Source organism: Micromonospora sp. U21 (genome assembly GCF_018070045.1).
Classification (GTDB): domain Bacteria; phylum Actinomycetota; class Actinomycetes; order Mycobacteriales; family Micromonosporaceae; genus Micromonospora.
Genome location: NZ_JAGPYK010000003.1, coordinates 116297 through 128798 on the forward strand (window position 1 = coordinate 116297; position 12502 = coordinate 128798).

The following is a 12502-nucleotide window of genomic DNA, read 5'->3' on the forward strand; positions in this document are numbered from 1 at the left end:
CGGCACACTGCGCTAGTCTCGGCGAATTGTGCAGGCGACCCGGACGGGTCGGGACGACCAAAGGACAGGACGGCCGTGGCAGACACCGCGACGCAGGTCGAAACGGTACCCACACCGGCCACCGGGGCCACCGCGGCGAAGTCCCGCTGGCTCTCGCTGGCCGTCCGGGTGGTGGTGATCGGGGCGATCGCGGCCGGCATGACCTGGAGCGTCGTCAGCCAGTGGCCGCAGGTGCGGCAGACCTGGCTCGACCTCGCGTGGCCCTCGGTGGTGCTCGCCGTGCTGGCGGTGCTGGCCGGCATGTTCGCCAACTCGATGGCCTGGCGGGCCGCCGCGGCGGACCTGGAGCACCGGGTGTCCGTGCCGGCCGCCCTGCGGATCTGCATGGTCGGCCAGCTCGGCAAGTACATCCCGGGGAGCGTCTGGGCCTACGTCCTCCAGATGGAGCTGGGCCGGCGCGCCGGCCTGCCGCGGGCCCGGGCCTTCCTGGCCACGCTCGTGGCGCTGGGCCTCGGCGTCGTCGCCGCGCTCGGTGTGGGGCTGCTCAGCCTGCCTTCGCTGCTCGACGCGACCGCCGACTCCGGCGCGGAGTACGCCGAGCCGGTCCGGGTGGCGCTCTACATCGTCGCCGTTCTCTTCCCGATCGCGCTGCTCTGCGCCATTCCGGCCGTGTTGACCCGGCTCATCCAGCTCGTCCTGAAGGTGCTGCGCCGGCCGCCGCTGCAGCACAAGCTCACCCTGCCCGGCGTGCTCCGGGTGGTCGGGTGGAGCGCTCTGGGCTACACCCTGTTCGGCGTGCACCTGTGGCTGCTGGCCAACGCCCAGGCCGCCCCGGGCGTCGGCGGCCTGCTACGGAGCATCGGATCGTTCGCCATCGCGATGACCGTCGGGATGTTCGCCTTCCTCTCCCCCTCCGGGCTGGGCGTCCGGGAGGCCGTGCTGGTCGCCACCATGGCGCCCTTCCTCGCCGGAGCCGGCGGCATCGGCGCGGCGACCGGGATCGCGCTCGCCTCCCGACTGATCTTCACCGTGGCCGACCTGCTCGCCGCCGGCATCGCCGCCCTCTCCGGAATGCGGCAGCTGCGGAAGGTCACCGGCGAGAGCCCCGTCGAGCCGGCCTCGGACGAGCCCGCACGGGCGGTCGTCGCGGACCCGGTACCAGCTCCGCGCTCCGGCACGGACGAGCCGGCGACCGCGGTCATCAGCCGCTGAACGTTCCTCGCCCGGTCACCACGGCCGGTTCCCGCCCGCCCGGCGATCACCGCCGCCGGGTCGCGGCGTCCAGCCGCGCGGATGACGTGAACGAGTGTGATACCGCGGAGGCATGAATCTGCCTCCGCGGTATCACGTTGAGAAGTAGGTGTGACGTGCTTCGGGGGCGTTTGCTGCCGCTGGAGCGACAGCAAACGCCCCCGGACGTGCCGTGGTTGCGCGCCCCGGATCAGGGCCGGCGCGAGGCGGCCATCTCGCTGAGCACCTCGAGGTGCCGGTGGAGCACCCGGTCCAGGCTGAACCGCTCGCGGATGAGAGCCTGACCGTTGACCCCGATCTGCTTGGCCACACCCGGCTCGGTCAGCGCGGCGACCAGCCGCTTGGCCAGGCCCTGGACATCGCCCGGCTGGCAGAGCAGGACGTTGTCGCCGTCGCGGAGAGCGATGCCGGGGAAGTTGTCGGCCCGCGCCGGCGCCACCACCGGCACCCCGGCGGCCATCGCCTCCAGCGTCGCGGTGCCGAGGCCGAGCCCCTGCTCGTGCGACTCCACAGTGGCGGCGGCGAGGTAGTCCGGGATTTCGCTCTTGGGCACCTTGCCCGCGGCGATGATGGCGTGCTCGACGCCGAGCGCACGGGCCCGCTCGGCGAAGTGGTGGTAGTAGACCTGCCCGCAGATGAGCAGCTTCGCGTCCGGCACCGTGGCCAGCACCTCGGGCAGCGCCTCGACCAGCGCGACGCGGTCCCGCAGTGGGATGACGTGGCCCACCGACAGAATGACCGGCGCGTTGCCCAGGTCGTGACGGTCACGGACACGCTGACCGTTGCCGCCGACCACCCAGTCCGGATCCACCCCGACCGGGATCGGCACCAGACCGGAGTGCGCGCCCCGATAGCGCGACTCGATGTACTCCTGCATCAGCACATCCATAACCACGAGCCGGGGCTTGGCGCGCCGCATGAACGGCTTGACCATGGTCGCGTCCAGACCGCGGAACACCTTCGCGTACCGGGCCTGCGGGTTCTCCAGCCGGGTGTGGATGGAGAGCAGCGTCGGCACCCGGCGCTTACGCGCGTACAGCGCGGTCGCCCAGGTCAGGTCGAAGAACTGCCCGTGCTGGTGGATGACGTCCGGCCGGAAGTCGTCGAGCAGGGTGCGGACCCGCCGCAACACGCTCGGCCGGCTGGTGAAGGAGATGTCGAAGCTGACGGCCAGCCGGGTCTCCGGCAGCATGAACGCCGGCAGACGGACGATCCGCAGCCCGTCGCGCTCCTCGACCGCCGGAGCGTCCTGGTAGGCGGCGGTGAGCACCAGCACCTCGTGCCCGGCGGCGGCGTAGCCGCGGGCGAGCGACTCGGACAGGTGGGAGCTTCCGCCGGCGCGCGGCGGGAAGAAGTTGTTGACGACTGCGATTCGCACGGGAGGGGGGCTCCTAGCTTTCCGCTACGGGGACGAACCGGACATCGCCGCCGTCCAACTCGACTGTGGAGACCACCCGGGCCGGGACACCCGTCACGACCGCCCCCGGTGGCACGTCTCTGGTGACCACCGCGCCCGCGCCGATGACCGCACCGTCACCGACGGTGACGCCCATCATCACGGTCGCGTTCGCCCCGATGAAGACGCGGTCGCCGATCAACACCGGCGCCCGGTCCACCGAAGCATAGGCACGACCCGATACGCAACGCCGGGCGGTGGAATGGGTGTAAATCTGCGCGCCGCAGCTGATGTCGCACCCGGCGCCGATGGTCAGCCCGCCGGAACCGTCGATGACCGTGAAGGCACCGATCCACGTCCCGGCGCCGATCACCGGCTCGCCGATCACCCAGGCGTGCGGGTTGTACGGGTTCGCCGGGAGCCCGTGCGATGACGGACTCCCGGCGGACGACGGCTGGGTCACGCCACCTCGGTCTTGATCAGGTCGGTCATCCCGTCCTCGACGGCGATGGTCGGCTCCCAACCGAGCACCTCGCGGGCCCGGGTGATGTCCGCGGCCCGGCGGCTGACCAGCACCTCACGCGGGCTGAACTGCGGCTCGACGTCGACGCCGACGGCCTTGATCAGGATCTCGGCGAGGGTGGCCACCGAGGTGTCGATGCCGGTGCCGATGTTGACCGACACGTTGCCCTGCTCGGCCTCCAGCGCGGCGACCACGGAGCGGGCGATGTCGTGGACGTGGATGAAGTCCATCGACTGCTCGCCCTTGCCGTCGATGACCGGCGGCTGGCCGGTCTTCAACCGCTTCACGAAGTGGTTGATCACCGAGGTGTAGTAGGCGGTCGGCTTCTGGCCCGGGCCGTAGACGTTGAAGAACCGCAGAGCGACCCAGTTCAGGCCCTTGCTGCGCTGGTAGAAGCCGAGCAGGTCCTCACCGGCCCGCTTCGAGATGCAGTACGGGGTGAGCGGGTCGAGCCGGTCGTCCTCGTGCATCGGCAGCTTCTTCGGGTCACCGTAGACCGAGGCCGACGACGCGAAGACCAGGCGCTTGACGCCGTGGTCGGCGGCGGCGGCGAAGACGTTGTGGTTGCCGACCATGTTGATGTCGATCGACTCGTGCGGGTCGGCCTGGCTCTTGTTGATCGAGACCGCGGCGAGGTGGATCGCATAGTCGCAGCCCTTCATGGCAGCGTGCACCGCACCGCCGTAGCGGACGTCCTGCTCGATCAGCTCGACGTCGCCGGTCGCCACCAGCTCCGCGATACGGTCCCGGTCGCCGCGGGTCATGTTGTCGAAGATGCGGACCCGGTAGCCCTTCTCCAACAGCATCGGTACCACGTGCAGGCCGATGAAACCAGCGCCTCCGGTGATGAAGACGGTCTGCTTCGACATGGCGGAGCGTGTCCTTCCTGGGGGGATCAGCGGCTGGTGGCCGCGGTGTTGACGACGTCGATCAGCGTGGCCGCGACGGTCTCGACCTGGTCGTCGGTGAGGTTGGCGTGCATCGGGATGGCCAGGTGCCGGACGAACAGGTCCGCCGAGACCGGGCAGGGCGTGGTCTGGCCGTAGAGCGGCTGGGCGTGCGAGGCGTACGTGCCGAAGGTGCACTGCACCCCGCGCTCGCGCAGTGCCAGCGCGACCGCTCCCCGGTCGACCGAGGAATCCAGCGTGACCACGTAGGACTGCCAGGGGTGCTCGCGGTCCGGTGCCTCGTAGGGCGTCGTGATCAGCTCGTGGTCCTTGAGCAGCTCGCCGTAGCGGGCGGCGGTGCGACGCTTGGCGGCCAGCAGGTCGGGCAGCCGGTCGAGCTGGGCGAGCATGATCGCCGCGGAGATGTCGGAGAGCCGGTAGTTGTAGCCCAGCTCGGTGAAGGTCGGGATCGGCAGGTGCGACAGCTCGGCCCGGGTGAGCGCTCCCTCCACCCCGTACGTGTGCAGCTTGCGGGCGTGCGCGGCGAGATCCTCGCGGTCGGTGACGTACGCCCCGCCCTCGCCGGCGGTGATGCCCTTGCGGCCGTGGAAGCTGAAGGTGGCGATGTCGGCCAGGCTGCCGGCCGGGCGGCCCTTGTAGGTGGCGCCCGCCGAGCAGGCGGCGTCCTCGACCAGGAACAGCCCGTGCTTGTCGGCGATGGCGCGCAGCTCGTCGTAGTCCGCCGGCTGCCCGAACACGTCGACGGCGATGATGCCGACGGTACGGGGCGTGATCGCGGCCTCGACGGCGGCCGGGTCGACCGTCCAGGTGTCCGGCCGCACGTCGGCGAAGACCGGCGTGGCGCCGGTCCACATCACCGAGTGGCCGGTGGCCGGGAAGGTGTAGTCGCCGACGATCACCTCGTCGCCGGGCTTGACCCCGAGGGTGAGTAGCGCGAGATGCAGAGCGGAACCACAGTTGCTGGTGGCGAGGGCGTGCCGGGTGCCGGCGACGACGGCGAAACGCTCCTCGAAACGACGGCAGGTGGGCCCGGAACCAGCTAGCCAGCCGGAGGCGAAGACCTCGGCGATGGCGGCGAGTTCGGCCTCGCCGACCGTGGGCTGACCGAGCGCGATGACCTCAGACATGTGACTCCCAGAGAGGATGGACCCGGAGCAGTCTAGGCCAAGCCCATGGGGGGTGGGCCAGTCGGGCGCGCGGATGGGCTTGGTTACCATCTGTTGCGGCGTCGGGCAGGGGAGATGACATGACCAGGTTCGTGGTGGTGGGTGGCGGCATCGTCGGGCTCGCGGTGGCACACCGGCTGATGACCGACCGGCCCGGCGACCCGGTCACGGTGCTGGAGAAGGAGGCCGGCTGGGCGGCCCACCAGACCGGTCACAACTCGGGCGTCATCCATGCCGGCGTCTACTACAAGCCCGGCAGCCTCAAGGCCACCCTCTGCAAGGCCGGCAGCGCCTCGATGGTCGAGTTCTGCCGCGAGCACGGGCTGGCGCACGACATCTGCGGAAAGCTGATCGTCGCCACCGACACCGCGGAGCTGCCCCGGCTGCACGACCTGCACCAGCGCGCCGTGGCCAACGGCCTGCCTGCGCGGCTGATCGAGGGTGCCGAGGCGGCCGAGTACGAGCCGCACGTGGCGGCCGTCGGCGCGCTGCACGTCGCCTCGACCGGCATCGTCGACTTCGGCGCGGTCTGCCGCAAGCTGGCCGAGCTGCTCGCCGCGGGCGGGGCGGACCTGCGCACCGGCACCGAGGTCACCGGGGTGGCCACCCGTCCGGAGGGCGTGGTCGTCACCACCACCGGCGGCGAGGTGACCGCGGACGTCCTGATCAACTGCGCCGGCCTGCACGCCGACCGGATCTCCCGGCTGGCGGGCGTCCCGACGCCGGTGCGGATCGTGCCGTTCCGGGGCGAGTACTACGAGCTGGTCCCGCAGCGGCAGGGGTTGGTGCGGGGGTTGATCTACCCGGTGCCGGACCCGCAGTTCCCCTTCCTCGGGGTGCACCTGACCAAGATGATCGACGGCAGCGTGCACGCCGGCCCGAACGCGGTGCTGGCCACCGCCCGCGAGGGCTACTCCTGGGGCCGGATCAACCCGCGTGACATCTGGGACGAACTCTCCTACCGCGGTCTCTGGGCGCTGGGTCGGCGGCACTACCGCTACGGCCTGACCGAGGTGACCCGGTCGCTGTCGAAGAAGCGCTTCGCGGACAGTCTGGCCCGGCTGGTGCCGGAGCTGACCCCGGCTGACATCGTCCGGGCCGGCGCCGGCGTGCGGGCGCAGGCGATTCTCCCCGACGGCGGCCTGGTGGACGACTTCCTGATCGTCGAGGCCGACCGGCAGGTGCACGTGCTCAACGCACCCTCCCCCGCCGCGACCAGCTCGCTGGAGATCGCCCGGCACATCGTCTCCCGGCTTCCGGTCGACGCGCCCCGCTGAGAGCGCCTGACCGCCCTGCCTGATCTCCTCCAGGCTGCGCCGGGGAGAGATCAGGCAGGGCGGTCAGGCGCGCGCCGACGGGGCGACGGCGCCCCGGGGCCGGGGTGCGGCCGGTTCGGCACCGAGCCCGGTGGCCACCGACTCGACCAGGGTGCCGAGGTAGGTGTCGGTGACCGGAGCGCGGGCGATGGCGAGCCGCCAGTAGAGCGGGCCGATGATGAGGTCGACGGCGGCGTCCGGGTCGGTGTCGGCAGGTAGCTCGCCGCGCTGCACGGCGCGGGTGACCAGACGACCGGCGACCTCCTGCTGGCGGGCGTGCAGCACCTGACGCAGGGTCTGGTCGATGGTCGGGTTGCGGGCGGCCTCCGCGAGCAGGTCGGGGATGATCTGCGAGGCCAGCGGATGCCGCAGCGCGTGCGCGACCGCCTGGAACAGCAGCGCGAGGTCGCCGCGCAGGGTGCCGGTGTCCAGCACCGGCAGCTTGCCGTGCGCCGCGGTGGCGACGATCTCCAGCACCAGGTCGACCTTGGAACTCCACCGTCGGTAGACCGCCGTCTTGCTGACGCCGGCCCGGCGGGCCACCGCCTCGATGGAGAGCCGGCCGTAGCCGACCGCGGCGAGCTCCTGCATCAGCGCGCGCCGGATGGCCGTGGTGATCTCACCACGGAGCACCGCCGCGCCGGCCGGGGCACGCCTCTTCTCGGTCGTCACCAGGGACTCTTCTCGCAGGTCACGACGACCAGAGTAGCGCAACGACGGTACGGTTGCGTCCCGACGTGTTTCGGACTACTGTCCACGCAGCGACGAGGCGGCGCTCCGCGCACAGCTCCCACTAGGATTCCATCGTCGCGAGCAACCCGTCTGCACGAAAGATCGGAGCGCCATTTCCATGGCCACCACCGCGCTGGTCGACCCCGACACGGGCCTGACCCAGGCGCAGCTGGCCGCTCGACACGGGCTCCGGGTCGCCGGTGAGCGGCCCACCCTCGTCGAGTACAGCCGCCGACTGTGGGCCTACCGGCACTTCATCGCCGCGTACGCCAACGCCAAACTGGTCGCCTCGTACAGCAACGCCAAGCTGGGCCAGCTCTGGCAGGTGCTCACCCCGCTGACCAACGCCGCCGTCTACTACCTGATCTTCGGGGTGGTGCTGGCACAGAACGAGAACATCCCGAACTTCATCGGTTACCTGACCACCGGCCTGTTCATCTTCAACTTCACCCAGAGCGCGGTGCTGGCCGGCACCCAGTCGATCAGCGGCAACCTGGGGCTGATCCGAGCCCTGCACTTCCCCCGGGCCAGCCTGCCGCTGTCCACCACGGTGACCCAGTTCCAGCAGCTGCTCGCCTCGATGGTGGTGCTGATCGGCATCGTGCTGGTCACCGGCGAGCCGCTCACCCTCAAGTGGCTGATGCTGGTGCCGGCCCTGCTGCTTCAGGCGGTGTTCAACGCCGGCGTGGTGCTGCTGGTGGCCCGGATGGGCGCCAAGGCGAGCGACCTGAAGCAGGTCATGCCGTTCATCATGCGCACCTGGATGTACGGCTCCGGCGTCCTCTACAGCGTCAGCCTCTTCGAGCGGCTGCCCGGCTGGGCGACCACGCTGGTCCAGTTCAACCCGCTGCTGGTCTACATCGAGCTGGCCCGGTACGCGCTGCTGGAGCAGCCGCCCCTGCTCAACGAGTCGCTGACCCAGCTCTGGCTGGTGGGGGCGGCGTGGGCGGTCGTGGGCGGGATCGGCGGCTTCATCTACTTCTGGCGCGGCGAACAGGAGTACGGCCGTGGTTGATCACATGCACGCCACCGACGAGGCGACCGTCGCCCTGCCCGTGCTGGCGCAGGAACGGATCCCCACCGTGGTGGTGGACGACGCGCACATCATCTACCGGGTGCACAAGGGTGCCACCGGTGGCAGCACGCCGGTGGCGGCGCTGCGCCGGCTGGTCAAGCGCACGTCCGCGCCGAACGTACGGGAGGTGCACGCGGTGAAGGGGGTCTCGTTCACCGCGTACCGGGGCGAGGCGATCGGGCTGATCGGCAGCAACGGCTCCGGCAAGTCCACCCTGCTGCGGGCCATCGCCGGCCTGCTGCCGGTCAACCGGGGCGCGATCCACACCCAGGGGCAGCCCTCGTTGCTGGGCGTGAACGCGGCCCTGCTCAACGACCTCTCGGGTGAGCGCAACGTCACCCTCGGTTGCCTGGCCATGGGGATGCACCCCGACGAGGTGGCCCAGCAGGCCGCGGGGATCATCGACTTCTCCGGGATCAACGAGCGGGGCGACTTCGCCAGCCTGCCGATGCGCACGTACTCCTCCGGCATGGCGGCCCGGCTGCGGTTCTCCATCGCCGCCGCGAAGAAGCACGACGTGCTGCTCATCGACGAGGCGCTCGCCACCGGCGACAAGGGCTTCCGCAAGCGCAGCGAGCAGCGGGTGCGGGAGCTGCGGGAGGGTGCTGGCACAGTGTTCCTGGTCAGCCACCAACTCTCCTCGGTCCGGGACACCTGCGAGCGGACGATCTGGCTGGAATCCGGCGTTCTGCGGATGGACGGGCCTACCGACGACGTCATCCGGGCATACGAGGCATACGCGAACAGCAAGTAGGGTGCTGGCGAACGACGGCTTCGACAGGGCATCGCCGAACCGCGTCACCCGTTGGGGCGACGCGGTCCGAGCGTTAGGGTTCATTCCGTCGCCGCTCGGGCGGAACCTTCCGTTAACGCATACCTGAGAGTGAGGATCCGGCAATGACGCAGGACCAGACCACTGGCCCGGACGCCACACCGGAGACCCCGGCACCCTGGCGGCCCTCACGGACGGTGGCCGTGGTGCTGGCCGGCGGGACCGGGACCCGGCTGGGCCTCGGCATCCCGAAGCAGCTGTTGAAGATCGCCGGTAAGCCGATCATCGAGCACACCCTGGCGGTCTTCGAGGCCGCCCCGGAGATCGACGAGATCATCGTGCTGATGGCCGCCGGGCACGTCGAGGACGCCCGGCAGATCGTCGAGAAGGCCGGCCTGCGCAAGGTCACCAAGGTGATCGAGGGCGGCGACACCCGTAACGCGACCACGCGGATCGCGCTGGACGCGGTCGGCCCGACGGACTGCAACATCCTCTTCCACGACGCGGTGCGCCCGCTGCTCAGCGGCCGGATCGTGCGCGAGTGCGTCAACGCTCTCTGGACCTACGCCGCCGTGGACGTGGCCATCCCGTCCGCCGACACGATCGTCCAGGTGGACGAGAACGACTGCATCACCGACATCCCGGTGCGCTCTCGGCTGCGCCGCGGGCAGACTCCGCAGGCGTTCCGCTCCCCCACCATCCGCGAGGCGTACCGGATCGCCGAGGACGACCAGGACTTCGCCGCCACCGACGACTGCGGCGTGGTCCTGCGCTACCTGCCGGGCACCCCGATCAAGGTGATCGACGGCTCGGACGAGAACATCAAGGTCACCCACCCGGTCGACGTGCACCTGGCGGACAAGCTCTTCCAGCTCGCCGCCGCGCAGGCACCCCGGCTGACCGACCACCGCAGCTACACCGAGGAGCTGACCGGCCGCACCATCGTGGTGTTCGGCGGCAGCTACGGCATCGGCCACGAGCTGACCGAGCTGGCCCGGCGCCTCGGCGCCCAGGTCTTCCCGTTCAGCCGCTCCACCACCGGCACGCACGTGGAGCGGGCCGAGGACGTCGAGGCCGCGCTGAAGACCGCCTTCGAGGCCACCGGCCGGATCGACCACGTGGTGGTCACGGCCGGGATCCTGGAGAAGGGCGCCCTCGCCGAGATGGACGAGGAGACGATGGACCGGCTGCTCCAGGTCAACTTCGTCGGCCCGGTGACCATCGCCCGACAGTCCCTGCCGTACCTCCAGCAGACCAAGGGCCAGCTGCTGCTCTACACCTCCAGCTCCTACACCCGCGGGCGGGCCCGCTACGCGCTCTACTCCGCCACCAAGGCCGCCCTGGTCAACCTCACCCAGGCGCTGGCCGACGAGTGGGCCGACGTCGGCGTGCGGGTCAACTGCATCAACCCGGAGCGGACCGCCACCCCGATGCGGACGCGGGCCTTCGGCGAGGAGCCCGAGCACACCCTGCTCGCCGCGGAGGCCGTCGCCCAGTCCTCGCTGGACGTGCTGATCTCCGACCTGACCGGCCAGGTGATCGATGTACGCCGGGCGCCCGGCGACGGGCCCTCCTCCACCGTGCCGGCCCAGCCCGGGTCAAGTCGGGTCGGCTCGCCGGCCGGTACGGCCTCCGTGAGCTGACCCTGACGGCGACCGACCCGGGACGGCAGCGAACGGAGCGACATGCGTGGTGATCTGGTCCGAAAGCTGGCCGCCCGGTGCCTGAGCACCGGCCTGGCCGTGCTGGCCTTCGTCGTGGTGGCGTTGACCGGCGCCACCGGATGGGGGCTGGCGCTGGCTGTCGCCGCGCTGGCCGCGGCGGCCGCCGAGCAGCGGATCCGGCCCGGCGATGACCTCGTCGCCGAGACGGCGCTGATCGCCGCCGCCGTCCTGGTCGGATACGCCCGGCGGCTGGACGACGGGCTCGACCCGGCGCTGATCGCCACCGCGCTGACCCTGCTGGGGCTGGTGCTGCTAGTGGGGCCGCTGCGGACCGCCGGCAACCTGGAGATCCGGATGGCCAACCTGCCGGGGCGGGCCTGGACGGCGCTGGTCGCCGACCAGCTCGGCACCGCCCTGCTCGGGCTGCTCGCCGCGGTGACCCTCGCCGCCGCTGTTGCCCTGCCCGCCGCCGTGGCGCTGGTCGCCAGCCTGCTGGTTGGCGTCGGCGCCGGGGCGGTCGCCCTGGACCTGGCCCGGCGCCGGTTCCGGCCGGCCACCGGCGGTGGCGCGGTGGCCCGCGCGCTGCGCCGGCACCAGCCGGAGTTCCTGCTCTACTTCTCCGCGCCTCCCGGCTCGGAGTACCAGGTCACCATGTGGCTGCCGTACCTGGAGCGGATCGGCCGGCCGTTCATGGTCGTGCTGCGCGAGCCCGAGTTCCTGGCGCCGATCGCCGCGGCTACCACCGCACCGGTGGTCTACTGCCCCACCCTGCGGGCACTGGACGAGGCGCTGGTGCCGAGCCTGCGAGCGGCGTTCTACGTCAACCACGGGGCGAAGAACAGCCACTGCATCCGGTTCACCCAGCTCACCCACGTGCAGCTGCACCATGGCGACAGCGACAAGGCGCCGAGCGCCAACCCGGTGTCGGGGATCTTCGACCGGATCTTCGTGGCCGGCCCGGCGGCGATCGACCGGTACGCCCGGGCCGGGGTGCAGATCCCGGCCGAGAAGTTCGTGGTGGTGGGCCGCCCGCAGGTCGAGTCGATCGAGGTACGCCCGGAGCCGGTGCGCGGCCTGGCACACCCGACGGTGCTCTACACCCCGACCTGGACCGGGCACCACGCCGACGCCGACTACTGCTCGCTGCCGGTGGCCGAGGAGTTGGTGCACCGCCTGCTGGAGCGCGGCGCAACGGTAATCTTGCGCGCCCACCCGTACACCGCACAGAACCCGGCTTCGGCCCGCCAGCTCGGCCGGCTGACCGAGCTGCTGGTCGCCGACCGCGCCCGCACCGGGCGGCAGCACGTGGTCGGCGCCGCGGCCCGGGAGCTGAGCCTGACCGAGTGCGTCAACCGGTCGGACGCGCTGGTCTCCGACGTGTCCGGGGTGATCTCGGACTACCTCTACTCCGGCAAGCCGTACGCCGTCACCGACATGGGCGACGAGGGCGAGCAGTTCGTGAAGAACTTCCCACTGGCCGGGGCGGGCTACGTACTGCGCCGGGACATGGCCAACACCGACGAGGTGCTGACCGCCCTGCTGGACACCGATCCGCTGGCGGAGGCCCGGTGGGCCACCCGCCGTCGCTACCTGGGCGACTTCCCCGTCGAGTCGTACGCCGAGGCGTTCGTGACCGCCGCCCGCCGGGAGTTGGCGCCGGCGAGGACCCTCGCCGCCTCCGCACCGGTCTAGCGGCCGC

Annotated in this window: 11 protein-coding genes; 6 read left to right on the plus strand and 5 right to left on the minus strand. The window is 71.2% G+C overall.

The window, feature by feature from the left end; translation table 11 throughout:
• Positions 1-75 precede the first annotated feature (75 nt).
• Positions 76-1212: a lysylphosphatidylglycerol synthase domain-containing protein gene (locus KBX63_RS05215; protein ID WP_307871624.1), complete on the plus strand. Its 1137-nt coding sequence runs from the start codon at positions 76-78 to the stop codon at positions 1210-1212.
• 229 nt (positions 1213-1441) lie between these two features.
• Here KBX63_RS05215 and KBX63_RS36350 read toward each other — a convergent pair whose 3' ends face one another.
• The 4 genes from KBX63_RS36350 to KBX63_RS05235 all read right to left on the minus strand — a co-directional run bounded on the left by KBX63_RS36350 (position 1442) and on the right by KBX63_RS05235 (position 5205).
• Entirely contained in the window at positions 1442-2629 is a 1188-nt protein-coding gene (locus tag KBX63_RS36350) for a glycosyltransferase family 4 protein (RefSeq protein ID WP_210908772.1), read from the minus strand.
• A gap of 13 nt (positions 2630-2642) precedes the next feature.
• Complete coding sequence (locus KBX63_RS36355; RefSeq protein ID WP_307871625.1) at positions 2643-3035, minus strand: acyltransferase; 393 nt, start codon at positions 3033-3035, stop codon at positions 2643-2645.
• A 71-nt stretch (positions 3036-3106) separates the two neighbouring features.
• Entirely contained in the window at positions 3107-4039 is a 933-nt protein-coding gene (locus KBX63_RS05230) for an NAD-dependent epimerase/dehydratase family protein (protein WP_210908776.1), read from the minus strand.
• A 26-nt stretch (positions 4040-4065) separates the two neighbouring features.
• Positions 4066-5205: a DegT/DnrJ/EryC1/StrS aminotransferase family protein gene (locus KBX63_RS05235; protein WP_210908778.1), complete on the minus strand. Its 1140-nt coding sequence runs from the start codon at positions 5203-5205 to the stop codon at positions 4066-4068.
• Positions 5206-5324: 119 nt separating this feature from the next.
• Between KBX63_RS05235 and lhgO the strand changes: the two genes are divergently transcribed.
• Positions 5325-6521 (plus strand): L-2-hydroxyglutarate oxidase, encoded by a 1197-nt coding sequence (lhgO, locus tag KBX63_RS05240; RefSeq protein ID WP_210908780.1) that lies wholly within the window; start codon positions 5325-5327, stop codon positions 6519-6521.
• Between the two features lie 63 nt (positions 6522-6584).
• Here lhgO and KBX63_RS05245 read toward each other — a convergent pair whose 3' ends face one another.
• On the minus strand, positions 6585-7193 hold the full coding sequence (locus tag KBX63_RS05245) for a TetR/AcrR family transcriptional regulator (protein ID WP_210909220.1): 609 nt from the start codon (positions 7191-7193) through the stop codon (positions 6585-6587).
• A 217-nt stretch (positions 7194-7410) separates the two neighbouring features.
• Between KBX63_RS05245 and KBX63_RS05250 the strand changes: the two genes are divergently transcribed.
• The 4 genes from KBX63_RS05250 to KBX63_RS05265 all read left to right on the plus strand — a co-directional run bounded on the left by KBX63_RS05250 (position 7411) and on the right by KBX63_RS05265 (position 12495).
• The gene (locus KBX63_RS05250; RefSeq protein ID WP_210908781.1) at positions 7411-8307 is read left to right on the plus strand and encodes an ABC transporter permease; all 897 of its coding nucleotides are present in this window, start codon (positions 7411-7413) and stop codon (positions 8305-8307) included.
• A gap of 4 nt (positions 8308-8311) precedes the next feature.
• Positions 8312-9121 (plus strand): ABC transporter ATP-binding protein, encoded by an 810-nt coding sequence (locus KBX63_RS05255; protein WP_210909221.1) that lies wholly within the window; start codon positions 8312-8314, stop codon positions 9119-9121.
• A gap of 143 nt (positions 9122-9264) precedes the next feature.
• On the plus strand, positions 9265-10782 hold the full coding sequence (locus tag KBX63_RS05260; RefSeq protein WP_210908782.1) for a bifunctional cytidylyltransferase/SDR family oxidoreductase: 1518 nt from the start codon (positions 9265-9267) through the stop codon (positions 10780-10782).
• Between the two features lie 42 nt (positions 10783-10824).
• Complete coding sequence (locus tag KBX63_RS05265; protein WP_210908783.1) at positions 10825-12495, plus strand: CDP-glycerol glycerophosphotransferase family protein; 1671 nt, start codon at positions 10825-10827, stop codon at positions 12493-12495.
• Positions 12496-12502 lie beyond the last annotated feature (7 nt).